This window comes from Zoogloea sp., assembly GCF_028689785.1.
Taxonomy (GTDB): Bacteria; Pseudomonadota; Gammaproteobacteria; order Burkholderiales; family Rhodocyclaceae; genus Zoogloea.
The window spans coordinates 41,422-66,503 of sequence record NZ_JAQVCN010000024.1; the positions used below are offsets into that span (position 1 = coordinate 41,422).

Genomic DNA, 25,082 nt, shown 5'->3' on the forward strand with positions numbered 1-25,082 from the left:
AATCCTCGCAAAGAAACGATGGAAAACATGCGGACGGCAGGTGGCGCGGCCCAGGGGCCACGCATCAAGGGGATAAAGCGGGAAAGGCTGCCGTCCGCGTCAGGCGGCAGCAGCTCTGGGGGGACGGTCGGGCTGGGGCGGAACGCGGGTAGCGCCGGGGAGCAGATCCCGTGCCACACGCACCGGGCTGAAGGCCACGGCGCCGGAACTCACCGGCACGGAGAACAGGGAGAAGGCCACATGGTGGCACGCGCTGCAGTCATCGCAGCCGGCGTCGCCAGCAGCCGGGGGGTCAGGGTCGGGCGTTGCCGCGGTGGCCATGGCCTCATGGCAGTGCGCATGTTCATCCCCGTCCATCGACTGCGCTGCCATTTGCATGGCAGCCGCCTGCTCACCCGCCGTATGCCGGCAAAGGGGCGCAAAGCTGCCCGCCATGGCCTGGAGAGGCAGCAGGCACATCAGCAGCAGGACGAGGACACGACGCAGCAAGGGGGTGGCTCACACGATTGACGGCCGGATTGTAGCCGGGCTCTTGGCAGAGTGGGCAAACAGGATCAAAGTTCCCGCCGCCCATCCACGAATGCACCCCATGACCGATCAGCCCAACAATCCCCTCCACGGCATCACCCTCGAAAGCATGCTCACCGAACTGGTGGAGCGCTACGGCTGGGACAGCCTCGGCAACCAGGTGAACATCCGCTGCTTCCAGTTCGAGCCCAGCATCAAATCCAGTCTCAAGTTCCTGCGCCGCACCCCGTGGGCCCGTGCCGAGGTCGAAGCCCTGTACCTGCGCCAGCGCCGCTAGCCCGTCCTAAGCCGCGCCCATGGCCGCCGAGTTCCACGTCCCGGTCTATTTCGACTACCTGGCCACTTTCAGCTGGGCCCTGTCGGGCGCCATCGTGGCCCTGCGCAAGCGTTGTGACATCGTCGGCCTGTTTGCCCTGGCACTGCTTACCTCGGTGGGTGGCAGCCTGCTGCGGGACGGCCTGTTCCTGCAGCGCACCCCGCCGGTACTCACCGACCCGGTATACCTGCCGCTGATCACCGTCGCGACCCTGCTCATCGCCCTGCTCCACCAGCGCATCGCCAACCTGCCGGTGGTGGACAAGCTGGTCAGCACCATTGATGCAGTGGGCACACCGGCCTTTGCTGTGGTGGGGATGCAGCTGGCCCTGGGTACCGGCATCCCTTTGCCCGGGGTGGTACTGGTGGGGGCGGTGAGCAGCGTCGGCGGCGGCGTGCTGCGCGACGTGATCGTCCGCGATATCCCCTTCATCCTGCAGCCGGGGCAGTTCTTTGCGCTGGTGGTGCTGCTGGCCTGCCTGGCCTTCCTGGCCCTGACCCTGGCCCTGAAGGTGGACACCGCGCCCGCAGCCTGGGCCACCATCGCCCTGTTCTTCGTGGTGCGCATGCTCACCATACGCTACAACTGGCACACTCGCCCCCTGCTGCGCGACGACTGAAGGCCGGGCCGAACTTGCCGCTCCCGGCCCGGTCGGAGCCTTTACACCCTGCCGCGCCACCCCACTCCAGAGGGAGACACTCCATGTCCGGAACGCCCACCGTCACCGCCGTCCTGCAGGAAGCCCCCTACCTCGTACAGCTCTCGGATGACCTGGGCCACACGTGGCCGGCCGACGAGCCTCTGGAGGTGGGCGGCGGCAACGTGGGGCCCGCGCCCGACCGCCTGATTCTCGGTGGCCTCGGCACCTGCACCGCGATCACCATAAAAATGGTCGCAGCCCGCCGCAACTGGCCCCTCACCGGAGTCCGCGTCGAAGTGCGGCTCAACCCGGGCGGCAAACCCGAAAGCGGCAACGACATCGCTCGCCGGGTTTTTCTGGAGGGCGAGCTAAGCGACGAACAGCGTGCCCAACTCCTCAAGATCGCCAACGCCTGCCCCATGCACAAGCTGCTTACCGGGGAAATCCGCATCCACACCGACCTGGGCTGAAGGGAGCATGGCCATGAGCACCCGCATCGAACGCATTGAGCCCCGCGAGGCAGACCTGGGCGAAGGCATGCGCGTACGTCGCGCCCTGCCCACCCGTCAACGCCGCATGATCGGCGCCTGGTGCTTCCTCGACCACGCTGGCCCGGTGGAGTTTGCTCCTGGCGGCGGCATGCACGTGGGCGCCCACCCGCACATCACCCTGCAAACCTTCACCTGGCTGATCGACGGCGAAGTCTTGCACCGGGACAGCCTGGGCAATGAGCAGGTGATCCGCCCGGGGCAGGTCAATCTAATGACGGCCGGCCACGGCATCGTGCATACCGAAGACTCTCTGCCCGAAGCCCGACGTCTCCACGCGGCTCAGCTGTGGATCGCCCTGCCGCCGGACCAGGCCGACTGCCCGCCGGCCTTTGAACATCACCCCGTCCTGCCCCAGTGGGAACAGGACGGCTGCACCCTCACCCTGCTGGCCGGGCACCACGGCCAGCGGCAATCACCGGCACGCCTCCACTCCCCCCTGATCGGTCTGGACATCTGCTGCCGCAGCGCGGCCGAGCTTGATCTGCCCCTCGACCCCAGCTTCGAATACGGCATCCTGCCCCTGGAAGGCAGCCTGCACATCGGCGAAGAGACCTTCGACAGCACGGCCTTTGCCTGCTTCGACCCGGGCACCGACAGCATTCGCCTCCAACTTGCCGCCGACACCCGCCTGCTCGTCATCGGCGGCGTGCCCTTCGCCCAACCGGTACTGATGGCCTGGAACTTCGTCGGACACAGCCGGGAAGCCATCGTCGCCGCCCAGAATGACTGGGAAACCGGCAATCCCCGCTTCGGCCCCGTCGAGGGCAGCACCCGGCGCCTGGTCGCCCCACCCCTGCCGTGGATCGGAAGCTGAGAGGCCCCGGCCACCGAACATCGGCGCACCCGCACACACCAAGCACTCTAACCACCCCACTCCGGAGAACTTGCCCATGTCCGCCCTCTTCCAGCCGCTGCAGGCCGGCGCCGTGACGCTGCCCAACCGTATCCTGATGGCTCCCCTGACCCGCTGCCGGGCCGAAGACGGCCACGTACCCGGCGACCTGATGGCCACCCACTACGCTCAACGCGCCAGCGCCGGCCTGCTCATCGCCGAGGCCACCATGGCCATAGAGGGCAACTCCGCCTTCTGGCACGAGCCAGGCATCCACTCGGCGGCCCAGGTGGCAGGCTGGAGGCAGGTCACCGACGCGGTCCACAAGGCCGAGGGGCGCATCTTCCTGCAGATCTGGCACGGCGGCCGGGCCTGCCACCCGCTGCTCAACGACGGCGCCCAGCCCGTCGCCCCCAGCGCCCTCGCCATCCGCAACGACGAGGTGCACACCCCCGAGGGCAAGAAGCCCTACGTCACACCGCGCGCCCTGGCCGATGACGAGCTGCCCGGCATCGTAGCCGGCTTCCGCCATGCGGCCGAAAACGCCCTCGCCGCCGGCTTTGACGGCATCGAGGTGCACGGTGCCAACGGCTACCTGCTGGATGAATTCCTGCGCGACGGCAGCAACACCCGCAGCGGCCCCTACGGCGGCCCCATCGAGAACCGCGCCCGTCTGCTGCTGGAAGTCATCGAAGCCTGCGTGGCGATCTGGGGTGCCGGCCGCGTCGGCCTGCGACTATCGCCCCTCAACAGCTACAACGACATGCGCGACAGCGACCCGGTGGCGCTCATCACCTGGCTCGCCCAGCGCCTCAACGACTACCCGCTGGCCTACCTGCACCTGATGCGCGGCGACTTCTTCGGCCAGCAGAAGGGCGACGTGCTGACCCCGGCCCGGGCCCACTACAAGGGCGTGCTGATCGGAAACATGGGCTACACCCCGCAGGAAGCCGCCAACGCCATCGAAAGCGGCCAACTCGACGCCGTGGCCTTCGGCACCGCTTTCCTCGCCAACCCCGACCTCCCCGCCCGCATCAAGGCCGGCGCCAGCCTCAACAGCCCCAACCCCGCCACCTTCTACTCCCCCGGCCCCGAGGGCTACACCGACTACCCCTTCATGCAGTAAACGTCAGGCCCCACCCCGTGGGGTCGAATGAATTCGACCCCACGAGCCAGCTTCACGTGGGCTCTTGAAACCTGCAGACGCGGTTCCCATATCGGAGACAGGGGCAGCCATGGTGTGCTGCCCGTGTCAGACGAGGAGGAATCCACATGTTCTACCGATCCCTGTTTCCCCGCGATGTGTTCGCCGAGCTGGACCGTATCCAGCGCGGTCTGCAGCAAGGGGGTGGCGACCTGTCGCCGAGCATTCGCGGCAGCGCCCGGGGTGGCTATCCGGCCCTGAACGTGGGCAGCACGGCGCGCTCGGTGGAGATCTACGCCTTCGCCCCCGGCATTGACCCGGCGACTCTGGATGTGCAGCTCGAGAAGGGCGTACTGACCATTGCCGGCGAGCGCGCCGGGGTGCTCCCGCCCAAGGACGCCCCAGCCACGGTGCATATCGACGAGCGTTTTTCAGGCCGTTTCCGCCGGGTGGTGACCCTGCCCGACGACGTGGACCCGAACGCCGTTGAAGCCCGCTACACCGACGGCGTGGTGCACGTCAGCGTGCAACGCAAGGCCGCCAGCCAGCCCCGCCGCATCCACGTCCAGTAAGGAGTCCCGACCATGAGCGATAACGCTACCCTGCGCCGCCCCGAGCAGGCCGAAACCTCCCCCCGCGCCACCGAGGCGCTCCAGCCCCCTGTGGATGTGGTCGAGGACAGCGCCGGCATCACCCTTTACGCAGATCTGCCCGGCGTGCCCAAAGACAGGCTGCACCTGCATGTGGAAGCCGACACCCTGACCATCGAGGGCGAGATCGCCCTGCCGGCGCCGGAAGGGCTGGAGCCCTTCCATTCGGAAGTGGGGCTGGCCCGCTACCGGCGGGTGTTCACCCTGTCCAAGGAGCTGGACGCCGAGCGGGTAGCAGCCGAGTTCGTCCAAGGCGTGCTTACCCTGCGCATTCCCAAGGTGGAGCACGCCCAGCCCCGGCGCATTGCCGTACAGGTGGGCTGAGGCACGCAGCTACAGGCCGCGGAGGTGCCGCTCCAGCCACTTGAGCACGACCTGCAACAGCAGGTCGGGCTCGACGGGCTTGGGGATAAAGTCGTTCATGCCCGCCTGGAAGCAGCGCGCCCGGTCTTCGGCAAAGGCATTGGCCGTCATGGCGACGATGGGCGTGCCGGCTCGCCCTGCCATGGCGCGGATCTGCAGGGTGGCCTGCAGGCCGTCGAGGCGAGGCATCTGCATGTCCATCAGGATCAGCGCGTAGTCAGTGGCGGCGGCCATCTCCACCGCCACCTGGCCGTCCTCGGCAGTGTCGATGAGCAGGCCGGTTTCGGCCAGTATCTCCACGGCGATCTCCCGGTTGATCTCGTCGTCGTCCACCAACAGGATGCGCTGCCCGGCAAAGTGCTCGCCGAGCAGGGCCTCCGCCTCGTTCGGGTCGGGCAGCAGGCCAGTCACCGGCTGAAACACGCCCCGGGCAAGGCGGGCGGTGAACCAGAAGGTGCTGCCCACCCCCAACTCGCTCGACACCCCGGCGACGCCACCCATCAGGGCTGCCAGCTTGCGGGTGATGGCCAGACCCAGGCCGGTGCCGCCGTATTCCCGGGTGGTTGAACTGTCGGCCTGCTCGAAGGCCCAGAAAATCTGCCCGAGCTTGTCCGGGGCAATGCCGATTCCCGTGTCCTCCACCTCGAAGCGCACCAGCAGGCCGGCGGTGTTCTCCTCCACCAGCCGGGTGCGAAGATGGACGCGCCCGCCTTCAGCGGTGAATTTGACCGCATTGCTGCCATAGTTGAGCAAGGCCTGCTGCAGGCGGGTCGGGTCGCCCAGCAGGGGGGGCAGCCCCTGCTGCAGATCCACGGCCAGCGTCAGGCCCTTGGCCACGGCCCGGTCGTGAAGCATGGCGACCACGTTGTGCACAACGGCGTCCACCACCACACCAGTGCGCTCCAGGCTCAGTTTGCCGGCCTCGATCTTGGACAGGTCGAGCACCGCGTTGATGATCTCCAGCAGGTGCTGCCCGGCGGTCTCGATCTTGTCCAGGCGCTCGGCCTGGTCCGCGCTCACCCCGGAGCGGCGCAACAGGTGGGTCATGCCGGTGATGGCGTTGAGGGGGGTGCGGATCTCGTGGCTGGTGTTGGCCAGGAAGGCGCTCTTGGCCCGGCTGGCCGCCTCGGCCGCCTCCTTGGCGTGGGCCAACTCCATGGTGCGCAGGGCCACTTGCTCTTCGAGAAGGCTGTGATGGGCGGCGAGTTCCTGCTCCATCACCCGCCGGGCCGTCACATCCTGGCCGATGCACAGCAGGCCAGCAAGGCTCCCGTCAGGCCGCCGGATGGCCCGGTTGGCCCAGCGCACATACACCCGCCGGCCGTCCCGGGTGATGTTCTCGTTTTCGTTGTGCTCGCCGCTGGCCGGGTCGGTAATGATGGCGCTCAGCATTTCGCTCAGGTCACGGCCGCTGTGCTCATCCCGCGTCGGCAAGATGGTGCCGATCACGCTGCGGCCCACGATCTCGGTAGCGGCATAGCCAAAGAAACGCTCGGCGCATTCGTTGAAATAAGTCACCGTACCATCGGGCGACAGGCGCAGGATTAGCGCGTTGGCGTTCTCCACCAGCTCCCGGTACTGGGCCTCCCGGGTCTGCAGAGCCGCCTCGGCCGCCTCCCGCTCCCCCATCTCTCCCCGTAGCGCCCGGTTGAGCCCACGCACCTTGGCCACCACGCCCAAAGCCACCAGCAGGGCCACCAGCGACGCCACCAGGGCCACCACCAACCAGGGCGGCACCCGGGTCGAGGGCTGTGCGTCGTACAGGAAATCCCCCAGCTCGAACTCCTTCGGCAGCTTGCCCTGGCGCACATACACATCCACCACGTGGCGCCAGCGGCCGGGGCTCATGTAGCCCGCCTCGACGATGTCCGGCCGGGTCAGTTCGCGGATCTGGGCTGCCTCGAACAGCAGGTGCTCCCGGGATTTTCCCTGGGTGTTGTAGTCGGCCAGGATCTGGTCGGTGAGCGCCTCCGGATTGGCCAGCGCGTACACGAGGCCACGCAAGGTCGCGTCGCGGAAGGCGGCCACCACCTGAGGCCGCGCCGCCACCGCAGCACGGGACGAGAACAGCATGTTGCCGAACAGATCAATGCCCGCTGAACGGGGGGTCAGCAGAAGGAACTGGTGCTCCCGCCCGCGGATCAGGAAGGGCTCATTGGACAGGTACACGGCCTCGGCCGCCACCTTGCCCGCCTCCAAGGAATCAAGAGTCCAATCGGCCTGATCGACCAGCCGGATCTGTTCCGGGGACAGGCCGGAGGCACGCAGAAAAGCCTCGATCTCGTCGCGGGTGTGAGGGTCAACCGACACAGGCCGGCCGGCCAGATCGAGCACGCTCTTCACCCCCATGTCCCGGGACGCCAGCAGGGCCAGGGGCGAGTGCTGCATCATCGTTGCCAGGGCCACCACCGGCTGCCCCCGGGCCCGATCCACCACCAGGGCCGAAGTACCCACCCCGAAATCGGCGCGCCCCTCGACCACCTCCTTCATCACGTCCACACCGGGCCCGCCCTCTACCAGCCGCACATCCAGCCCGCGAGCCTGGTAATAGCCCTGGCGCTCGGCGGCATAAAAGGCCGCAAACTCGAATTGATGCTTCCAGTTGAGCTGCACCACCACCGTCTCGACAGCGCCCACACGCGCGGCCGCCAAGCACAGCGCCAGACACAGCCAGGCCCGCAGGCCTCCCCAATGCACAGGCAAACCACCCTCCCCGCCCCGCACACCGCGCAGGCCTTGATGTTTCCGTTCGATTACAAGACGCGAGCTTAGTCACCGGAGCCACGGGTGGCGAGGGCGACCGCACAGATCTCCGACTTAACGCCGGCTCTCGGCGTGGCCCGGATAGGCGATGATGGTGTCAATCAGTGCCCGAGTGAAGCTGGGCAGCGAATCGCCGCGCCGGGTCAGCACAAAGCGGTCGCGGATCGCCCAGCTCTCGTCGAGGGGCTTGGTGACGATCTTCATGGTGCGGCTGTGCCGGCGAGCCGCCGATTCGGGCACGATGCCGATGCCCACCCCGGCCTCCACCATCCGGCATACCGACTCGAAGTTGCTCACCTGGACGCGGATGTGCAGCCGGTGGCGCCCCTTCTGCATCAGGCTGTTCACGAAGTTCTGCAGGGTACTGCCATCGTGGAGGCCGATGTAGTCGTAGTCCATCATGTCGGCAAAGCACACCGACTCCCGCGCCGCCAGGGGGTGCCCCGGCGCCACGGCGAGGATCAGACGGTCGGTGCTGAAATGGTGCTTCTCGAGCCCGTCCGCATCCACCGCCCCTGACACGATGCCCAGATCGGTGGTGCCATCGAGCACCCCGCGCACGATCTCGCCGGTGAGGCGCTCCTGCAGGTCCACGTCCACCTGCGGATGCCCGGCCAGGAAGGTAGCCAGCACCTCGGGCATGAACTCGGTCACCGCAGTCGTGTTGGCAAACACCCGGATATGCCCCTGCACCCCTTCGCCGAAGCGCTGCAGGTCGCTCTTCATGTGTTCGATCTGCCCCAAGATGATGCGCGCGTGCTGCAGCAGGCTCTGCCCGGCCGGCGTCAGCGCCACACCCCGGGGGGCCCGGTAAAGCAGGCGAACCCCGGCCTGGCTCTCCAGCTCCTTCACCCGCGCACTCACCGCCGGCAGGGACAGGTGACTGCGTTCCGCCCCGCGGGTAAGGCTCTTGCTTTCGGCAATATGGATGAACAGGCGCAGGTCGCGCAGATCGATGTGCATGAAAGACGGTCCCGATGGCTCAAGCCCCATAGCGTCGCACGGCGCCAGGGAAAATGTGGGCTTGAATGCACGCCACCCCGCTTGGGATGCACCGAAACCGGCAGGTCCGGCGTCAAGTCGGCCCATCGAAATAGCGCAAATCTGTAACACTTTGTTCGCCGACCAGTATCGTGCACCCACGTGCAAACAATCTCACAGGCCATGAGCGCACACATCCCTTCCCACAAGCTCGACAAACTCTACGCGCTATTTGCTGCGAACCAGTTCGAACAGCTTGAGCGGGCCGCCCGGGACTGCACACGCCGCCATCCCGCAGTGGCGGCCGGGTGGCAGATGCTTGGCGTGTCCTTCCTGGCCCGCGAGCACGTCGAGGCCGCCCGCCCACACCTGGAGCAGGCCGCCCGGCTGGCGCCGGACGACGCGACCATCCGAGACAACCTGGGGCTGATCTACACCCGGCTGGGAGACACTGTGGGCGCCGACGCCCAGTTCGCCCGGGCCACCCGGCTAGACCCGCTGATGGTCTCGGCCTGGGTCAACCGGGCCCAGTGTGCCGCGCAGGCCGGCGATCCGGGCAAGGCCGAGGCCTTTGCGCGCCAAGCCTTGGCCATCAACCCACGGCTGGCCGATGCCCACCTCAACCTGGGCAACGCGCTGCGTGATCTCGGGCGCTGGGACGAGGCGGATGAGAGCTACCGCACGGCCACGCTGTGCGCCCCGCCCGGCTGGATCGAGGCGAGCCTCAACCTGGGCAACCTTTACGACATGCGCGGACGTTTTGCCGAGGCGATCGCCGTGCTGGAACCCCTGACCACCACCGCAGCCCCGGACTGGCGGGTGCTCACTGCCCTGGGCCGGGCTTGCTCGATGTCCGGTATCTCCCCCGCCGCCCGCGATCACTTTGCCCGGGCCATCGCCCTCAACCCCGCCGCCCACTCAGCCCACAGCGGCTACCTGTACCAGCTGATGCACGACCCAGGGGCCCGCGCCCAGGACATCTTCGCCGCCCACTGCCGCTTCGGACAAACCCTGGAAGGGGCCGTACCGGGGCGCCCACCAAAGCACGCCAACCCACGCGACCCCGAACGCCCGCTGCGCATCGGCTTTGTGTCGGGCGACCTGCGCGAACATGCCGTCGCCTATTTCATGGAGCCCATGCTGGCGGCGCTGGGGCAACGCGGCCTGCACCTGACCGCCTATTCCAACCGGGCCCACGAAGACAACGTGAGCGCCCGCCTGCGCCAGCTGGTGCATGGATGGCACAGGGTCGCCAGTTGGAGCGACACGCGCCTGGCCGGGCAGATCCAGGCCGACCGCATCGACATTCTGGTGGACCTCTCCGGCCACACCGCGGACAACCGCCTGCCGGTGTTTGCCCTGCGCCCGGCACCGGTGCAGGTCACCTGGCTGGGGTATTCGGGCACCACGGGCATGCGCAGCATGGACTACCGCTTCGTCTACACCCTCACCGCGCCCCCGGGCCGGCTGGACGCGCAGTTCACCGAGAAGCTGGTGCACCTGCCCTACGCCATGAGCTTCAAGACCGACCCCGACGCCCCGGAGGTCGGCCCCCTGCCGGCCCTGGCCCGTGGCCGCTTCACCTTCGGCAGTCTCAACCGGCTCAACAAGATCAGCCCCGAATGTATCGCCCTGTGGTCCCGCGTGCTGCGGGCCCTGCCCGATGCCCGCCTGCTGGTGGGCGCCGTCTCCGGTGCCGAAGCGACCGAACGCCTGCTTGCGCAGTTTGCGGCCCGGGGCATTGGCCCGGAACGCCTGGACCTGCGCCCACGCCTGCCCACCCAAGACTACCTGGCCCTGCACAACGAGATCGACCTGCTGCTCGACACCTTTCCCTACGCCGGCGGCACCACCAGCAACCACGCCCTGTGGATGGGCGTACCCACTCTCACCCTGGCCGGCAGCACCCTGGCCCAGCGCCTGGGTGCCGGCATCATGGGCAAGGTGGGGCTCTCGGACTGGGTAGCCGAAAGCGAAGACGAATTCGTGGCCCGAGCCCAGGGCGCTGTCGCCGATCTGCCCGCCCTGGCCAGCCTGCGCCAGTCCCTGCGGGAGCGCCTGATGCACTCCCCCAACCTGAGCACCGCCAAGGTGGCCGACAGCGTGGCCCTGGCCTTCCGCATCATGTGGCAACGCTGGTGTGCCGGCGAAGCGCCCCAGCCCATCATCCTGCCCCGCTTCGAAGCATGAACCGCCCGCCCCTTTACGTCACCCAGCCCGCCCTGCCCGACCTGGCCGACTTCGAGCCCATGCTGCGCGAGATCTGGGCGTCCCGGCGGCTCACCAATGGCGGGCCCTACCACGACCAGCTCGAAGCCGCGCTGGCCGGCTACCTGGCCGTGCCCCAGGTAAGCCTGCTGGGCAACGGCACCCTGGCCCTGATGCTGGCCCTCAAGGCCCTGGACGTGGAAGGCGAGGTCATCACCACGCCCTACTCCTTCGTCGCCACCACCCACGCCCTCCTGTGGAGCGGCTGCACCCCTGTGTTTGCCGACATCGACCCGGCAAGCCTCAACCTCGACCCCGCCGCCGTGGAAGCCGCCATCACCCCTCGCACCCGGGCCATCCTGGCCGTGCATGTGTATGGCCGCCCCTGTGACACCGCCGGGCTGCAGGCCGTGGCCGATCGCCATGGCCTGCGCCTGATCTACGACGCCGCCCACGCCTTTGGTGTGCAGCTGGACACTGGCAGCCTGCTGGCCGCGGGCGACGCCGCGATCCTCAGCTTCCACGCCACCAAGGTCTTTCACACCTTCGAGGGCGGCGCCATCGCATGCCGTGACGAAGCCCTCAAGGCCCGCATCGACCTGCTGCGCAACTTTGGCTTCAAGGGCGAAACCCGGGTGCTGGCCGCCGGCATCAACGCCAAGATGAACGAGCTCCAGGCCGCCTTCGGCTGCCTCAGCCTGGGCGGCATCAACGCCGAGATCGAGGCCCGAGCCCGGGTGGCCGCCCGCTACGACGCCGCCTTTGGCAACCTGCCCGGCCTGCGCCTGCTGGCCCCTCTGCCCGGCGTGGCGCGCCACAATCACGGCTACTACCCGATCTTCGTAGCACCCGGCTTTGCCCTGGGCCGCGACGCCCTGTACGAACAACTGCGGGCCCAGGGCATCATCGCCCGCCGCTACTTCTACCCGCTGATCAGCGACTTTGACATGTACCGCAGCGCTCCCGGCGCCGACCACCTGCCCATCGCCCGCCGCATGGCCGACAGCGTGCTGTGCCTGCCCCTCTACGGCGCCCTGAGCGACGACGAGGTGAGCCGGGTGATCGCCGCCGTGACCGCCGCCGCCCGCCCCTGAACCCTGAACCCTGCCCGGAAACCGACCATGGACAACACCAGCCGCCCCATTGCCGACTACGCCGTGGCCATGCAGGCCGCCCCCCTGCCCGGGGGCTCCGCCGACGCCGTGACCCGCCACCTGATCGACTCGGTGGCCTGTGCCTTTGGCGCCCTCGGCGCCCGCCCGGCGCGGGTGGCCCGCACCATTGCCGGCACCGCCAGCAGCAGCACTGGCGCCTCGGTGTTCGGCCTGGCCCAGCCCACCACCCCCGAATACGCCACCTTCGCCAACACGGTGATGGTGCGCTACCTGGACTACAACGACACCGGTAACGGCGGCCACCCCAGCGACATGATGTCCGGCGTGCTGGCCCTGGGCGAAGCCCGCGGGGCCAGCGGCGCCGAAGTCATCCGCGCCATCCATGCAGCCTACGAAACCTACGCCGCCATCCGCCGCGGCGGCCTGTATGGCAACCTGCTGCGCAACAAGCATGTGGACCAGATCTACGCCACCCTGGGTGCCGTGGTGGGCGCCGGCGTGATCCTGGGCCTGGACCACGAACGCATGGGCCACGCCATCGCCCTGGCCCTCACCCCCAACATCCCCATGCGCGTCACCCGCACCGGCCTCATCTCCGACTGGAAGGGCTGCGCCACCGCCCACGGCACCATGAACGCCGTGTTCGCCGCGCGGCTGGCCGAGCAAGGCCTCACCGGCCCCGACCGGCCGTTTGAAGGCCTCGCCGCCTTCTACGAGATGCTGGGCATCCCACCCCTCGACCTGTCCACCCTCGGCCAGCCCCGCAACGGGCTGTCGGCCCTGCACAGTACCGGCCTCAAGTACTACCCCGCCGACTACAACGGCCAGGGGCCCATCGCCCTCGCCCGGGCCCTGCGCAGCGAAGCCGCCCTGGACGACATCGACCAGATCATCGTGGCCGTGCACTGGGGCGGCCTGCACGCCATCGGCGGCGGCGCCGGCGACCACGACGAAAAGTGGGACCCGCAAACCCGCGAAGTGGCCGATCACAGCATGGCCTACCTGGTGGCCGTGGCCCTGGTGGATGGCGACGTGACCGTGGACAGCTTCAGCGAAGCCCGCATCAGCGACCCCGCCCTGCGCCCGCTGATGCAGAAGATCACCGTGATCGACGACCCCGAAATCACCGCCGAACACGCCGGCGAGCTGCCCCGCTGGCCCTCCCGGGTCGAGCTGGTGCTCAAGGACGGGCGCCGCCTGGGCCGCGCCTCCGGGCCGCCCAAGGGCCACCCCCTCAACCCCATGGACGATCACGAACTGGAAGCCAAGTTCTGGCGCATGGCCGACCGCGCCCTGCCCCGCGAGCAAGGCCGGATCTGGCTCGAAACCTTGTGGTCCTTCGCTGGCCTGGACGACATCCGCCCCCTGATGAGCCTGTACCGCAGCCTCGCCGTGCCCGCCGCCTGAAGCCCACCATGCCCACCACGCCCGCCCCCTGCATCCTGTTTCTCTCCGGCGCCAGCCTGGTCGGCCAGAACATCCTGTCGGCCCTGGCCGGCCGCCGCGCCGGGCTGCACCTGGCCGCCATCAACAGCGTTGCCCACGAACCCGCCCTGTTCGACTTTGACGAAGCCTTCCTGGCCGGCAAGCTGAAAGACGACCCCGACGCCTTCGGCCAGCGTTTCGACCAGATCGTCGAAGGCCTCCAGCCCCGCCTCGTCATCCCCTGCCGCGACGACGACGTGGCCTGGCTGGCCGCCCGCGCCCACGCCCGCCCCAACCCGGCCCTCCCCTTTTTGTGCGGCGCCCCCGGCCCGGCCCTGGCCATGCTCGACAAGGCCGCCAGCGCCGACCTGTCGGCCCGCCACGGCCTGCCCTACGCCGCCACCCTGGCCACCGACACCGACGCCGCTCGGCTCATGGACTTTGCCGCCCGCCACGGCTACCCCCTGATCGCCAAACCCCGCCAGGGCTTCGCCTCCCGGGGCGTCTTCCTGGTGCACAACGAAGCCCAGCTCGCCCGCCTGGCCGGCCGCCCCGACACCATCCTGCAGCGTTACCTGGGCGACCGCGCCGAGGCACAGGCCTACCTGGACGGCATCGCCCGCGACGGCATCCCCCTCTTCCACAGCTTCGAAGCCGACAAGCACTCCATTCAGGCCTTCATCGCTCCAGACGGCAGCCTCAAGGGCATGCTGGCCACCCGCCACGCCATGCGCCAGGGCCGCAGCGAACACGTCGCCCGCAACGACGACCCCGCCCTGATCGCGCTCGGCCAGCGCTGCGCCCAGGCCTTTACCGCCGAAGGCTGGCGCGGCCCCCTCAACATCCAGTGCCAGCGCACCCCCGAAGGTGACTACGCCATCTACGAATACAACGGCCGCTACACCGGCGCCACCGGCGCCCGCCAGCTGCTGGGCTACGACGAAGTGGGCATGGGGCTGGAACACTTCGGCGGCATCCGGCTGCCGGAGAGCCCGGCACCGGAACACTGGCCGGACGCAGTGCAACGCCTTCCGGTGAGCCGGGCGGTGGAGGCGGGCTGGGCGGAAAGATTGGCGCAGACAGGACACTGGCGGGGGTGATGGGCGATACCACGGGCCACCCGACTGAAGGCCGCCCCGGGGTTCCGCCATCCTTATTCAGGACTATTGAATACCGACTGGGATCGTGTCCTGGGCCGTCGTGATGTAGCGGCTTTCTGAGCTGCCTGTCCGGCAGTCACGCAGCAGCGTAACCCGGCAGTGGCGGATGTAGTAAATATTGGCCCGCTTGGAATGAAGGATGGTTTTGAGATCAGAGGGGGCAAATGTGTCCATGGCGTGGCACGGGTTGTCTGTGCCATCAGAGTCCCATGGCATGACGCAATTCGACAGTGATCCAGTGCACTCGAATCCAGTGGCTTCGTGAGTTCAACTTCGCTTAGCTGAGAACCATCGGTTTCTCCCTTGTCACCCACCGCGCTACAACTGCAAGCAGCAACCACACCAAGGCCGGCGATCATGTGAAACCCCTCGGCCAAGGTGAGTCACCGATGACGCACCCACATCCCCCATGCCCCCTCCCCTCTCCGCCACCATCATCCCGCTCTACGACCGCCACGCCGACGCCTGGCATCGGCACCGGTCGCCCCATGCGTCACTGGAAGAAGCCTGGCTGACGCGCTTCTCCGCCGGCCTGCCCGACGGGGCCTGCGTGCTGGATCTGGGCTGCGGCACGGGTCAACCGATGGGGCGGTGGCTGGCCCAGCAGGGCTTTGCAATCACCGGCGTCGACAGCTCGGCGGCGATGCTGGCGCATGCCCGTGCCCTGCAGCCCGCCCAGGAGTGGGTGCAGGGCGACATGCGGACGCTCGCGCTAGGGCGCAGCTTTGCCGGCGTGCTGGCCTGGGACAGTTTCTTTCACCTGAACCACGCGGATCAGCGGGCGATGTTTCCTGTCTTTGCGGCGCACGCGGCGCCAGGAGCGATGCTGATGTTCACCAGTGGGCCGTCCCACGGCGAGGCGATCGGGGAGTTCGAGGGGGAGCCACTGTTTCATGCCAGCCTGGCGCCGGAGGCGTATCGGTGCCTGCTGGACGCGCATGGCTTCGAGGTACTCGACTTTGTGCCGGAGGACCCGGCCTGCGGCTGCCATTCGGTCTGGCTGGCCCGTTGCCTGGGGTGACTGCCAGGCCACCATCATCGCCCGGCAGCCCAGTGCAATTTCCTTCAATACCCCGCCTCCCCCCAAGCCCCACCATGCCCTACCCCGACTTTCCGGATTACGCGCATGGATCTCTCCCTCATTCTTCCGATGTCCGCCTTTGCCCTGGCGGCTTCGCTGTCGCCGGGGCCGGTGAATATGGTGTGCCTGGGCAGCGGGACGCGGCATGGCGTAAGGGCGAGCCTGGGCTTTGTGAGCGGTGCCACGCTGGGTTTCATCGGCCTGTTTGTGGCAGTGGGGCTGGGGCTGGCCGGAGTGTTGCTGCGCCAGCCCGGGCTGGCGGCGCTGATGCGCTGGGCGGCGGTGGCCTTTCTGCTCTACCTGAGCTGGCAGCTGGCCCGCGATTCGGGTGAGCTGGCGGGCAGGGATCAGGACACGCCGCCGGGTTTTGTGGCCGGTGCGCTGATGCAGTGGCTCAACCCCAAGGCCTGGCTGGCGGCGGCGTCGGGGGTGGGTGCCTACACCCATGCGGCGCGGCCCGAGGAGCTGGCAGTGTTTGCCGGGCTCTATGCGCCGATCTGCTGGCTGTCGCTCGGCTGCTGGGTGTATGCGGGCGCGGCCTTCCGGCGCCTGAGCACCACGCCGCGGGTCTTACGCCGGCTCAACCGGGGCCTGGCGGCCCTGCTCGCCGGGAGCTGCGTCTTTCTGCTGTGGCCCTGAGCTCCGGCGGTATTGCCGGGGGGTAAGGGCCAGGAGGCGCTTGAACATGCGCTGAAAATGGGGCTGATCGGCAAAGCCGCTGTCGAGGGCGGCATCCACTATTGCCCGCCCCTGGCGCAGGGCCCGCTGGCCCCGCTGCACCCGGCGGTTGATCACGTAGGCGTGGGGCGTCATCCCGAAGTGCTGCTTGAAGCGCCGGATCAGGTGCCCGGGGCTCACCCCGGCCCGGCGGGACATGGCCTCCAGGGACATGTCTGCGGCGGCGTGATCTCCGCCCAGGTAGTCGGCCAGGGCCTCCAGCTTGGCGGGAATGTCTGGCGCCTCGGCGGTGCCGAGCCGGGGCAGCAGCAGGGCCAGGAAGTCGAGCAGCGCATTCTCTTTGGCGGCGGCGGGCAGGCCCGGGTCGAACAGCCTTGCGGCAAGGCTTAAAAAGGCATTGAAGACCTCGGGCGCGCGCATGACGTCAGGGGCCAGATCCTGCCAGTCGGGCGATGCCGAAAGGCCCAGCCGAAAGCGCTGCGCGGCCAGCCAGCGTGCGTCCAGGTACAGCATGAGATAGGCCCAGGGCCGGCCTTCGATGGGGTTGCAGACGTGCATCCGGTCGGGGTTGATGCAGACCAGCGTGCCCGCCTCGACCTGGTGCACCCGGTCGGTCAGCACAAAGGTGCTCTCACCCCGGGTGATGGCGCCCATGGACCACTCCAGGTGGCTGTGGGGGGCATAGCAGAGGCTGCGCCCGTCTTCCACCTGGCGCAGCTCCACAAAGGGCAGCACCGGGTCTCGCCAGAAAACGGATTGGCTCATTGCTTGAGCCAGGTGAGGCGCTGCACGATCTTGTCCCGCCAGGCGCGGGCCAGCCCGGGGATGTCGGCCAGGCGCGCCAGCTCGGCCAGGGGCGGGCGGTGGGTCTGCCACAGCAGCTGGGCTTCGCGCAGGGTCGGGGCCTGGGGTGCGGCGTGCAGCAGGTCCAGGGTGTCGCCGGGGCTCACATGGCCGGGCTGCACCACACGCCAGTACCAGCCGGTGAGCAAGTGCTCGGCGATGAAACCGGCCATGCCGTCGGCGCCAAAGCGCTCGTCGATCTTCCAGCAGGGGTTGCGGGGCTGGCACACCTGCAGCACGGCGCTGCCCAGTTGCCACAGCTCGCCGATGCGCACGTCGGCTTCGTCCAGGTCGGGGGTGGACAGGTTCTCACCGAGGGCACCGGGCACGAGTTGTGCGGCGGCTTCCGGGAAGCGCTCGGCAAGGCGGGGGTAGTGCCGGGCGGGGTAGAGATGCACGGCCTTGTCGGGCCCGCCATGGACGCGCCGGTCGGCCTGCTGATCGCCGGCAAAGCCCTCGGGGCCCAGGGCGATGGGCGCGTCCACCCGGGTCTTGTACATGCCGGTGGGGCGCCCCGTTTCGGGCAGCGGCCGGATGCCGCCAGTGAAGAGGGTGATGCGGGCCATTGGGTTTCCTGCTGTGTCTTGGGTGGGGGCCTATTCGCCCCTGAATTCCGGTTTGCGCTTTTCCTTGAAAGCCCGGATGCCTTCGGCGTAGTCCTGGCTGTTGTACACCACCCGACGCAGGCCCTGGATGCGTTCGAAGTCTTCGGGCGACATGGTATGGGCACCGGCGAGGATGCGCAGCTGTTCCTTCATCACCGAGATGGAGAGGGGCGCGTTGGCGGCGATGCGGCGGGCGATGGCGTAGGTGGTTTCTTCCAGGTCGGTGGCATCGGTCACGTGGTTGATGATACCCAGGCTGCACAGGCGCTCGGCCGGGATGGGGTCGGCAGTGAAGAGCATCTCCTTGGCCAGGCGCAGGTTGGCGGCATTGAGAAAGGTGAGCAGGCCGCCCACGTTGTAGGGCACGTTGAGGCGGGCCGGAGTGGCGGCGAAGGTGGCGTCGCGGGCGGCCACGATGAGGTCGCAGGCGAAGGCGGCTTCGCAGGCACCGCCCCACACGCTGCCTTCGATCATGGCGATGATGGGAGCGGGAAAAGTCTCGATCTCGCGCACCAGCTTGCGCAGGGGGTCGCGCCAGGCCAGGGGGTCGAGGCCGGCGGCGGGAAGCTCTTCGATGTCGTGGCCCGCCGACCAGACCTTGCAGCCAGCCCGGGCGCGCAGCACCACGCAGCGCACGCCTACGGCGCGGAAGGATTCTAGGGCGGTGGCAAAAGCCTGAACCATCTCCTCGCACAAGGCATTGCGGCGGGCTTCCCGGTTGAGGGTGAGGGTGGCGATGTGGTCGGTAATGTCGATCTGCAGCATGGGGGGGCAAGGTAGAGGTGGTGTGCCATTCTAGGCCGGGTTGGTCGAATGAACTCAACCCGACGAAAGGCGCGGCCGTCAGCCCTTTTTGCCGACCAGCATCACCCCTGCCACCACCAGCGCGCCGCCGAGGATCTGGAACAAGCCGATGGTTTCATCAAGGATGATCCAGCCCAGGAAGAGGGTCACTACCGGGCCAAGGGTGCCGATCAGGGACACGGGGCCGGCCCCCATGCGGCGGATGGCTTCGGACACCATCCACACCGGCAGCACGGTGGAGAACAAGGCCATGGCACCCGCCAGCAGCAGCACCGGGGCGGGCTGGACGAGCAGCCCCAGGGGCCGGGTGAGGGCAAAGTGGGCCAGGCACAGCAGGCAGGCGGCGGTGCTGGCCCAGGCGGTGACCCGGGCCGCGCCCAGCCGGCCGACGGCCTGGCCGTTGCCCATGAGGTAGAGGGCGTAGGACACGGCGCTGCCGAACACCAGGCCACCGCCGATGAGCACGTCGTGCATGTCGCCGGCCACGTGCAGGTCATGGGCCACAGCCAGGGCGATGCCCGCATAGCACAGGACGATGGAGCCCAGGGCCCGGCGCGTGATGCGCTTGCCCAGGAAGATCGCCGACAGCACCACCACCAGGGTCGGGTAGGCAAACAGGATCAGCCGCTCCAGGGCGGCGGAGATGTATTGCAGACCCACGAAGTCCAGGTAGCTGGCCAGGTAATAACCGGTAAGGCCGAGGCCCAGCATCAGGCCGATATCACGCCGCCCCATGGGCTCGGGCTTGCGGGTGCGCTGGTCGTGCCAGCCCAGGGCCAGGAAGAAGGGCAGCGAGAAACCCATGCGCAGGGCCAGCAGGGTCACCGCATCCACGCCATAGGGGTAGGCCAGCTTGATGAGGATGGCCTTGAAGGAGAAGCCCACTGCGCCGAGGACGGCAAAGAGCAGGCCGATGTGGTTGCCGGGGGAGTTCATGGGGCAGGCGCAGACGGCCGGAGTTCACAGACCTCCATTAGGCCAGCCGGGCCCCCCTGAGGGAATGCGTATGTTCCGAGGAGGGGGTTAGGAAATGGTGAAGGGTCGGGGCTGCTTTTGTGGGGTCGAGTGAATTCGACCCCACAGGGGGATGCTCAGTGCGTCAGGAAATCCAGCACCATGCGGTTGAACTTGTCGGCGTGTTCCCACTGGGCCCAGTGGCCGCAGCGGTTGAAGATGTGCAGTTCGGCATTGGGCATGCCCCAGATCAGGCGCAGGCCCACGTCCATGGGCACGAAGCGGTCGTCGCGGCCCCAGATGACCAGGGCCGGGGCGGTGACTTCGCCCAGGCGCGGCCCGAAGTCGGGGAACTGCTTGGGATTGGCGGCGAGGCTCTTGACGAAGTTGTCCAGGTGGTCGCGGCGGGCCAGCATGTTGTCCAGGCGGGCCTGGAAGAGCTCTTCGGTGAGGCTGCTGCTGTCGAACACGAAGACGGCCATCATCTTCTTGAGGTTCTCGATGGTGGGCTCGCGGTAGAGGCCCTGGAGCAGCTTGATGCCTTCGGTGGGCATGGGCACGAACTGGCTGGGGCCGCCGGTACCGCCGCCCATCAGCACCAGCTTGCCGACCCGCGCGGGGTTGGCCAGCGCAAAGGCCACGGCGCTGTGGCCGCCCATGGAGTTGCCGATGATGTGCACCTTGTCGAGGCCCAGGCCGTCGAGCAGGCCCTTCAGGGCGCGGGCGTTCAGATCAGACCGGGAGCCGGTGCATACGATGGGGTCGCTCTTGCTCCAGCCCGGGCAGTCCATCAGGATCACCCGGTAGCCGGCATTCGCCAGGGGTTCGATGTTGCGGTTGAAGTTGGCCCAGCCGCTGGCGCCAGGGCCGGAGCCGTGGAGCATGACCACCGTCTCGGCGCCTTCACCGATGTCGTTGTAGTGCAGTTGCAGGTCCAGGTCGCCTTCGTGGATGCGGATGAAGCGGCTGGTGGCGGCTTCACTCAGGGTGGGGGTGCTCATGGGGTTGTCCTTTCAATCCGGTTGCAATGCAGTGGGTCAGCCTTCGTAAGGGCCGGCGCCAAAGCCGATGGGGGGGGGCGCCGAGGCCACCAGTTTGGAGAAGACGGCAGCGAAGTCCTCGCCGGGCAGGCTGCCCATGCTGTTGCCCATGGCGGCCAGCTCGGCGTCGATCTCGGCCCAGTCATCCGGGGTGAAGTGCTTGCGCAGCAGGGGCAGGATCTCGCGCTCTTCGAGGATCATGTGGTTGCGGTAAAACTCAGCGTAGGTGTCGAAGGCCGCCGACAGGCCGGCCACGTCGGCCGGGTTCTTCTCGAAGGCGTCCAGCGCCTTTTCAAGCAGGGCGATGCGCTCGGCTGTGCCGGCGTGCTGGCGGAAGAGCTTGTCGAGCAGCTCCCGCCCCTCGTCGGTACGGGCGGCGAGGCGGCCGAAGAGCAGGCGGTCTTCCTTGGGGTGATGCTGCTGCTCGGGGTAGGCCTCCAGGTAATCCACCATGCCGCGCAGCAGCTTGATGTCGGGCTGGAGACGGCCAGCGGCTATCTCCTTGAGCATGAAGCGGACAGCGTGGAGGATGGCCGCCAGGGATTGATGTTCGTCCGCCAGGACTTGCAGTGCGCGCATGGGCGTGTCTCCGGTAAGGTCAGGTGGCCAGCATTTCCTGGTGTTTGCTGGCCAGGCCCAGATAGCTCTCGATGACGCGGGGGTCGTTGCGCAGGCTGGTGGCCTCGCCGTGCATCTTGATACCGCCGTTTTCCAGCACGTAGGCATAGTCGGCCACCTGCAGGGCGGCGCGGGCGTTCTGCTCCACCAGCAGAATCGACACGCCGCGGCGGCGCAGTTCGGCGATGATGCGGAAAATCTCGCGCACGATCAGCGGGGCCAGGCCGAGGCTGGGTTCGTCCAGCATCAACAGCTTGGGCTTGGCCATCAGGGCGCGGCCCACCGCCAGCATCTGCCGCTCGCCCCCCGACAGGGTGCCGGCCGCCTGGGCGCGGCGCTCCTTGAGCCGCGGAAAGAGAACAAACACCTCTTCCATGGTCTGCAGGTGGTCCTTGTGACCGGCCCGGTTGCGCTGAAAGGCGCCCAGCAGCAGGTTGTCCTCGATGCTCATGGAGCCGAACAGCTCGCGCTTCTCGGGCACCAGGTTCATGCCGCGCACCACCATGCGCTCCACTTCCGGGATCTGCTCGATGCTGCCGTCGAAGGCCACCTGCCCCGCCGACGGGAGCAGGCCCATGATGGCCGACAGGGTGGTGGTCTTGCCGGCGCCGTTGGGGCCGATCACGGTGACGATCTGCCCTTCGCCCACGGCGAGGCTGATCTTGCTCACCGCCTCCACCTTGCCATAGGCCACGGAGAGGACTTTCACTTCAAGTACGTTCTTGTGTGTGCTCATCTCAGACACCTCCCAGGTAGGCTTCGAGCACGGCCGGGTCCTGCTGGACTTCTTCCGGCAGGCCTTCGGCGATCTTCTCGCCAAACTCCATCACCACCACCCGATCCACCAGGCTCATCACGAAGTCCATGTCGTGCTCGACGATGAGCACCGCCATGCCTTCGGACTTGAGGCGCCGCAGCAGCTCGGAGAGGGCCTGCTTTTCCTTGAGGCGCAGGCCGGCGGCGGGCTCGTCGAGGAGCAGCAGGCAGGGGTCGGAGCACAGGGCACGGGCGATCTCGAGGATGCGCTGCTGGCCCAGGGCCAGGCTCCCGGCCTCGGTGTGCATGAACTCGCCCAGGCCCACCCGCTCCACCTGAATGGCGGCTTCACGCAGCAGGCGGGCCTCGTCGGCCCGGTCGAGGCGCCAGGCGGCGGGCAGCACGCCCCGGCTGCCGCGCATGTGGGCGCCGATGGCCACGTTTTCGAGCACGCTCATCTTCGGCAGCAGGCGCACATGCTGGAAGGTACGGCTCATGCCCAGGGCGGCGATCTCCCGGGAGCTGTGGCCGGCCACCGACTTGCCGCGGAACAGCACCTCGCCGGAGGTGGGCGTATCCACACCGGAGAGCTGGTTGAACATGGTGCTTTTGCCGGCGCCATTGGGGCCGATCAGGGCCAGGATTTCGCCAGCCTTGACCGACAGGCTCATGGCGTTGTTGGCCACCAGACCGCCAAACCGGCGGGTCACCTCGCGGGCTTCCAGGATGGTCTCGCCGTGGGGCGGCTGGGCCTTCTTCGGCAGAGGCTCGGCCTTCGGGTCGATCTGCTTGGGCTCGGCGCGCACCGGCACCAGCCGGGCCAGCAGCGGCCACAGGCCGTCCCGGGCCCGGTGCAGCACGATGATCATCATCAAACCGAAGACGATCACCTCGTAGTGCCCGGCAGAACCGAAAAGCTTGGGCAGGATGTCCTGCAGCCACTGCTTGAGCACGGTGATGACCCCGGCACCCACCAGCGCGCCCCACACCTGCCCTGCCCCGCCCACCACCGCCATGAAGAGGTATTCGATGCCGATGTGCAGGCCGAAGGGGGTAGGGTTAACGAAACGCTGGAGATGGGCATACAGCCAGCCCGCCGCACAGGCCTGCAGGGCCGCCAGCACGAAGATCACCATGCGCGCCCGGGACGTATCCACCCCCATCGACTCGGCCATCACGATACCGCCCTTGAGGGCACGGATCGCCCTGCCTTCGCGGGAGTCCAGAAGGTTGCGGGTGGTGAACAGGGCCACCAGCACGAACAGCCAGACCAGGTAGTAGTAGTCGCGGTTGCTCACCAGCTCATGACCGAACAGGCTGATCGGCGGCAGGTTGGACAGGCCGGCATGGCCGCCCAGAAACTCCATGTTGCCGAACAGGAAGTACAGGCTGATGCCCCAGGCCATGGTGCCCAGGGGCAGGTAGTGGCCCGACAGTTTGAGAGTCACCGAGCCGAGCACGATGGCCACCGTGGCGGTGAGCAGCAGGCCCAGCACCAGCGCCGCCCACGGCGATGCACCGGTAAAGCCCAGCCACGCTGGCAGTTCGGGCGTGGTGGTGAGCCAGGCGGTGGTGTAGGCGCCTAGGCCCACAAAGGCCGCCTGCCCGAAGCTGGTCAGCCCGCCCACGCCGGTAAGCAGCACCAGGCCCAGCGCCACCAGCGCCGACAGACCCACATAGTTGAGCAGGGTGACGTAGAACTCGGGCAGCACCAGCGGTGCCAGCCCCACCATCACCAGGAAAACCGCCAGCACGTGGCGGGAACGGAGCAGCCCCATGCCCGGCGCCACAGCAATCGAAGGCGTGTTCATTCTTCTTCCTCCACATGGTGGGAAGTGAGCGAGCGCCACATCAGGACCGGGATGATCAGGGTGAACACGATCACGTCCTTGAAGGCACTCGCCCAGAAGGACGAAAAGGACTCCAGCAACCCCACCAGCACCGCACCACCCGCCGCCAGCGGATAGCTGGCGAGGCCGCCGATAATGGCCGCGACAAAACCCTTGAGGCCAATCAGGAAGCCGCTGTCGTAATAGACGGTGGTCAACGGTGCCACCAGCAGGCCCGACAGGGTGCCGATGAGCGCTGCAAAGAAGAAGGTCTGACGCCCCGCCAGTGCTGGCGAGATACCCATCAGGCGCGCCCCGTTGCGGTTGATAGCGGTGGCGCGCAGGGCCTTGCCGCCCAGGGTCCGGTCAAAGTACAGGTAGAGGGCGACGATCAGCAGCACCGAGGCGGCCAGCACCACCAGCGTGTGTCCACCCACCATCAGGCTGCCCAGCTCGATCTGGGCGTCACTGAAGGCTTGGGTACGCGAACCTTCCGGCCCGAAGATCAGCAGGCCCACGCCCACCATCAGCAGGTGCAGGGCTACAGCCACGATCAACAGCACCAGCACCGGCGCCTCGGCCACGGGTTGAAAAGCCACCCGATAGATCATCGGCCCCAGGGGCACCACGATCAGTAGCGCCACCAGCCCCTTTGCCAGTTGGGGCAGCACCTGCAGGGGCATCACCCACAGCAGGCCGGCCAGCACCAGCGGATAGGCCAGGTTCCACAAGGCCGAACGACCCAGCTGACGGCGAGGCCCGCCGACCAGGTCGGTCGCAAAGGTGAGGGCCCCGGCCGCCAGCAACAGCCACACGGTGCCGGGGTAGTGGCCGGCCTCCAGCGCTGCCATGGTGAGGGCGCCCCAGGCGAGGAATTCGCCTTGGGGAATGAAGATGATGCGGGTGACGGCAAAAACCAGAACGAGGGCGAGGGCCAAAAGGGCATAGATCGCCCCATTGGTCACCCCATCCTGCCCCAGCAAGGCAAAGATTTCGGCATCCATGAACGGACTCCTGAAGAGGGCAGGGCCAGCCCGCCCGTGAGGGTCGGACGATCAGACAGCCAGGCCGCGTTCCCGCGCCATGGTGATGGCCGTATCCTCGATCATGTCCTCCTGCCCGCCCACCATGCCGCGGCGGCCCAGTTCCACCAGGATGTCCCGGGCCGGCACGCCGTACTTGGCGCTGGCGCGCTTGG

Annotated in this window: 25 protein-coding genes and 1 pseudogene; 13 read left to right on the plus strand and 13 right to left on the minus strand. The window is 68.0% G+C overall.

Annotated elements, in window-relative coordinates; all coding sequences use genetic code 11:
• Positions 1-99 precede the first annotated feature (99 nt).
• Positions 100-489: a DUF2946 family protein gene (locus PHI64_RS12205; RefSeq protein ID WP_299883017.1), complete on the minus strand. Its 390-nt coding sequence runs from the start codon at positions 487-489 to the stop codon at positions 100-102.
• A gap of 100 nt (positions 490-589) precedes the next feature.
• Between PHI64_RS12205 and PHI64_RS12210 the strand changes: the two genes are divergently transcribed.
• The 7 genes from PHI64_RS12210 to PHI64_RS12240 all read left to right on the plus strand — a co-directional run bounded on the left by PHI64_RS12210 (position 590) and on the right by PHI64_RS12240 (position 4,985).
• Entirely contained in the window at positions 590-805 is a 216-nt protein-coding gene (locus tag PHI64_RS12210) for a VF530 family protein (RefSeq protein ID WP_296408937.1), read from the plus strand.
• A gap of 19 nt (positions 806-824) precedes the next feature.
• Complete coding sequence (locus PHI64_RS12215; protein WP_299883019.1) at positions 825-1,463, plus strand: TRIC cation channel family protein; 639 nt, start codon at positions 825-827, stop codon at positions 1,461-1,463.
• Between the two features lie 83 nt (positions 1,464-1,546).
• Positions 1,547-1,954: an OsmC family protein gene (locus PHI64_RS12220; RefSeq protein WP_299883021.1), complete on the plus strand. Its 408-nt coding sequence runs from the start codon at positions 1,547-1,549 to the stop codon at positions 1,952-1,954.
• Positions 1,955-1,967: 13 nt separating this feature from the next.
• Positions 1,968-2,849: a pirin family protein gene (locus tag PHI64_RS12225; RefSeq protein WP_299883023.1), complete on the plus strand. Its 882-nt coding sequence runs from the start codon at positions 1,968-1,970 to the stop codon at positions 2,847-2,849.
• A 76-nt stretch (positions 2,850-2,925) separates the two neighbouring features.
• Positions 2,926-3,993, plus strand: a complete 1,068-nt coding sequence (locus tag PHI64_RS12230) for an alkene reductase (RefSeq protein WP_299883025.1) — start codon at positions 2,926-2,928, stop codon at positions 3,991-3,993.
• Positions 3,994-4,139: 146 nt separating this feature from the next.
• Positions 4,140-4,583 (plus strand): Hsp20/alpha crystallin family protein, encoded by a 444-nt coding sequence (locus tag PHI64_RS12235; RefSeq protein WP_299883027.1) that lies wholly within the window; start codon positions 4,140-4,142, stop codon positions 4,581-4,583.
• A gap of 12 nt (positions 4,584-4,595) precedes the next feature.
• Positions 4,596-4,985, plus strand: coding sequence for an Hsp20/alpha crystallin family protein (locus PHI64_RS12240; protein WP_299883029.1), 390 nt, complete (start codon positions 4,596-4,598; stop codon positions 4,983-4,985).
• 9 nt (positions 4,986-4,994) lie between these two features.
• Here PHI64_RS12240 and PHI64_RS12245 read toward each other — a convergent pair whose 3' ends face one another.
• Together PHI64_RS12245 and PHI64_RS12250 are read right to left on the minus strand one after the other, a co-directional pair.
• Positions 4,995-7,676 (minus strand): ABC transporter substrate-binding protein, encoded by a 2,682-nt coding sequence (locus PHI64_RS12245; protein WP_299883031.1) that lies wholly within the window; start codon positions 7,674-7,676, stop codon positions 4,995-4,997.
• Positions 7,677-7,841: 165 nt separating this feature from the next.
• Complete coding sequence (locus tag PHI64_RS12250) at positions 7,842-8,750, minus strand: LysR family transcriptional regulator (protein ID WP_299883033.1); 909 nt, start codon at positions 8,748-8,750, stop codon at positions 7,842-7,844.
• A gap of 201 nt (positions 8,751-8,951) precedes the next feature.
• On the opposite strand from PHI64_RS12250, the gene PHI64_RS12255 reads away from it, so the two are divergent.
• From PHI64_RS12255 to PHI64_RS12280, 6 genes are all read left to right on the plus strand, one after another.
• Positions 8,952-10,958, plus strand: a complete 2,007-nt coding sequence (locus PHI64_RS12255; RefSeq protein ID WP_299883035.1) for a tetratricopeptide repeat protein — start codon at positions 8,952-8,954, stop codon at positions 10,956-10,958.
• Positions 10,955-12,070, plus strand: a complete 1,116-nt coding sequence (locus PHI64_RS12260; protein ID WP_299883037.1) for a DegT/DnrJ/EryC1/StrS aminotransferase family protein — start codon at positions 10,955-10,957, stop codon at positions 12,068-12,070. The genes PHI64_RS12255 and PHI64_RS12260 overlap by 4 nt, the downstream gene beginning before the upstream one ends.
• Before the next feature lie 27 nt (positions 12,071-12,097).
• Positions 12,098-13,498: an MmgE/PrpD family protein gene (locus tag PHI64_RS12265; RefSeq protein WP_299883039.1), complete on the plus strand. Its 1,401-nt coding sequence runs from the start codon at positions 12,098-12,100 to the stop codon at positions 13,496-13,498.
• Positions 13,499-13,506: 8 nt separating this feature from the next.
• A complete protein-coding gene (locus tag PHI64_RS12270) occupies positions 13,507-14,616 on the plus strand; it encodes a hypothetical protein (RefSeq protein ID WP_299883041.1) in 1,110 nt (369 codons plus the stop codon).
• A 469-nt stretch (positions 14,617-15,085) separates the two neighbouring features.
• The gene (locus tag PHI64_RS12275; RefSeq protein WP_299883043.1) at positions 15,086-15,697 is read left to right on the plus strand and encodes a class I SAM-dependent methyltransferase; all 612 of its coding nucleotides are present in this window, start codon (positions 15,086-15,088) and stop codon (positions 15,695-15,697) included.
• Between the two features lie 105 nt (positions 15,698-15,802).
• On the plus strand, positions 15,803-16,396 hold the full coding sequence (locus tag PHI64_RS12280) for a LysE family translocator (protein ID WP_299883045.1): 594 nt from the start codon (positions 15,803-15,805) through the stop codon (positions 16,394-16,396).
• Here PHI64_RS12280 and PHI64_RS12285 read toward each other — a convergent pair.
• The 10 genes and pseudogenes from PHI64_RS12285 to PHI64_RS12330 form a co-directional block, all read right to left on the minus strand.
• Positions 16,328-17,200 (minus strand): AraC family transcriptional regulator, encoded by an 873-nt coding sequence (locus PHI64_RS12285; protein ID WP_299883047.1) that lies wholly within the window; start codon positions 17,198-17,200, stop codon positions 16,328-16,330. The two genes, PHI64_RS12280 and PHI64_RS12285, sit on opposite strands and share 69 nt — an antisense overlap.
• Positions 17,197-17,844, minus strand: coding sequence for an MOSC domain-containing protein (locus PHI64_RS12290; RefSeq protein ID WP_299883049.1), 648 nt, complete (start codon positions 17,842-17,844; stop codon positions 17,197-17,199). The genes PHI64_RS12285 and PHI64_RS12290 overlap by 4 nt, the downstream gene beginning before the upstream one ends.
• A 30-nt stretch (positions 17,845-17,874) precedes the next feature.
• A complete protein-coding gene (gene scpB, locus PHI64_RS12295) occupies positions 17,875-18,648 on the minus strand; it encodes a methylmalonyl-CoA decarboxylase (protein ID WP_299883051.1) in 774 nt (257 codons plus the stop codon).
• Between the two features lie 78 nt (positions 18,649-18,726).
• Positions 18,727-19,623 carry a DMT family transporter gene (locus PHI64_RS12300; RefSeq protein WP_299883053.1) on the minus strand — a complete coding sequence of 299 codons (897 nt, stop codon included), beginning with the start codon at positions 19,621-19,623 and terminating at the stop codon, positions 18,727-18,729.
• Between the two features lie 155 nt (positions 19,624-19,778).
• On the minus strand, positions 19,779-20,642 hold the full coding sequence (locus PHI64_RS12305) for an alpha/beta fold hydrolase (protein ID WP_299883055.1): 864 nt from the start codon (positions 20,640-20,642) through the stop codon (positions 19,779-19,781).
• Between the two features lie 36 nt (positions 20,643-20,678).
• Entirely contained in the window at positions 20,679-21,260 is a 582-nt protein-coding gene (locus PHI64_RS12310; protein WP_299883057.1) for a hemerythrin domain-containing protein, read from the minus strand.
• Between the two features lie 19 nt (positions 21,261-21,279).
• The gene (locus PHI64_RS12315) at positions 21,280-22,035 is read right to left on the minus strand and encodes an ABC transporter ATP-binding protein (protein WP_299883058.1); all 756 of its coding nucleotides are present in this window, start codon (positions 22,033-22,035) and stop codon (positions 21,280-21,282) included.
• Between the two features lies 1 nt (position 22,036).
• Entirely contained in the window at positions 22,037-23,866 is a 1,830-nt protein-coding gene (locus tag PHI64_RS12320; RefSeq protein WP_299883060.1) for a branched-chain amino acid ABC transporter ATP-binding protein/permease, read from the minus strand.
• Positions 23,863-24,888 carry a branched-chain amino acid ABC transporter permease gene (locus PHI64_RS12325; RefSeq protein WP_299883062.1) on the minus strand — a complete coding sequence of 342 codons (1,026 nt, stop codon included), beginning with the start codon at positions 24,886-24,888 and terminating at the stop codon, positions 23,863-23,865. Before PHI64_RS12325 ends, PHI64_RS12320 begins: the two co-directional genes overlap by 4 nt.
• 51 nt (positions 24,889-24,939) lie before the next feature.
• A pseudogene (locus tag PHI64_RS12330) lies at positions 24,940-25,082 on the minus strand (4-hydroxy-2-oxovalerate aldolase); the annotation flags it as partial.

What these genes read in the sequence shown, in the direction of transcription:
- scpB (WP_299883051.1), bottom strand. Translation starts at nt 18,648, where the DNA reads ATGCTGCAGATCGACATTACCGACCACATCGCCACCCTCACCCTCAAC.
- PHI64_RS12255 (WP_299883035.1), top strand. Translation starts at nt 8,952, where the DNA reads ATGAGCGCACACATCCCTTCCCACAAGCTCGACAAACTCTACGCGCTA.
- PHI64_RS12265 (WP_299883039.1), top strand. Translation starts at nt 12,098, where the DNA reads ATGGACAACACCAGCCGCCCCATTGCCGACTACGCCGTGGCCATGCAG.
- PHI64_RS12305 (WP_299883055.1), bottom strand. Translation starts at nt 20,642, where the DNA reads ATGAGCACCCCCACCCTGAGTGAAGCCGCCACCAGCCGCTTCATCCGC.
- PHI64_RS12280 (WP_299883045.1), top strand. Translation starts at nt 15,803, where the DNA reads ATGGATCTCTCCCTCATTCTTCCGATGTCCGCCTTTGCCCTGGCGGCT.
- PHI64_RS12275 (WP_299883043.1), top strand. Translation starts at nt 15,086, where the DNA reads ATGCCCCCTCCCCTCTCCGCCACCATCATCCCGCTCTACGACCGCCAC.
- PHI64_RS12290 (WP_299883049.1), bottom strand. Translation starts at nt 17,844, where the DNA reads ATGGCCCGCATCACCCTCTTCACTGGCGGCATCCGGCCGCTGCCCGAA.
- PHI64_RS12240 (WP_299883029.1), top strand. Translation starts at nt 4,596, where the DNA reads ATGAGCGATAACGCTACCCTGCGCCGCCCCGAGCAGGCCGAAACCTCC.
- PHI64_RS12260 (WP_299883037.1), top strand. Translation starts at nt 10,955, where the DNA reads ATGAACCGCCCGCCCCTTTACGTCACCCAGCCCGCCCTGCCCGACCTG.
- PHI64_RS12325 (WP_299883062.1), bottom strand. Translation starts at nt 24,888, where the DNA reads ATGGATGCCGAAATCTTTGCCTTGCTGGGGCAGGATGGGGTGACCAAT.
- PHI64_RS12225 (WP_299883023.1), top strand. Translation starts at nt 1,968, where the DNA reads ATGAGCACCCGCATCGAACGCATTGAGCCCCGCGAGGCAGACCTGGGC.
- PHI64_RS12300 (WP_299883053.1), bottom strand. Translation starts at nt 19,623, where the DNA reads ATGAACTCCCCCGGCAACCACATCGGCCTGCTCTTTGCCGTCCTCGGC.
- PHI64_RS12220 (WP_299883021.1), top strand. Translation starts at nt 1,547, where the DNA reads ATGTCCGGAACGCCCACCGTCACCGCCGTCCTGCAGGAAGCCCCCTAC.
- PHI64_RS12270 (WP_299883041.1), top strand. Translation starts at nt 13,507, where the DNA reads ATGCCCACCACGCCCGCCCCCTGCATCCTGTTTCTCTCCGGCGCCAGC.
- PHI64_RS12230 (WP_299883025.1), top strand. Translation starts at nt 2,926, where the DNA reads ATGTCCGCCCTCTTCCAGCCGCTGCAGGCCGGCGCCGTGACGCTGCCC.
- PHI64_RS12310 (WP_299883057.1), bottom strand. Translation starts at nt 21,260, where the DNA reads ATGCGCGCACTGCAAGTCCTGGCGGACGAACATCAATCCCTGGCGGCC.
- PHI64_RS12210 (WP_296408937.1), top strand. Translation starts at nt 590, where the DNA reads ATGACCGATCAGCCCAACAATCCCCTCCACGGCATCACCCTCGAAAGC.
- PHI64_RS12215 (WP_299883019.1), top strand. Translation starts at nt 825, where the DNA reads ATGGCCGCCGAGTTCCACGTCCCGGTCTATTTCGACTACCTGGCCACT.
- PHI64_RS12315 (WP_299883058.1), bottom strand. Translation starts at nt 22,035, where the DNA reads ATGAGCACACACAAGAACGTACTTGAAGTGAAAGTCCTCTCCGTGGCC.
- PHI64_RS12235 (WP_299883027.1), top strand. Translation starts at nt 4,140, where the DNA reads ATGTTCTACCGATCCCTGTTTCCCCGCGATGTGTTCGCCGAGCTGGAC.
- PHI64_RS12250 (WP_299883033.1), bottom strand. Translation starts at nt 8,750, where the DNA reads ATGCACATCGATCTGCGCGACCTGCGCCTGTTCATCCATATTGCCGAA.
- PHI64_RS12320 (WP_299883060.1), bottom strand. Translation starts at nt 23,866, where the DNA reads ATGAACACGCCTTCGATTGCTGTGGCGCCGGGCATGGGGCTGCTCCGT.
- PHI64_RS12285 (WP_299883047.1), bottom strand. Translation starts at nt 17,200, where the DNA reads ATGAGCCAATCCGTTTTCTGGCGAGACCCGGTGCTGCCCTTTGTGGAG.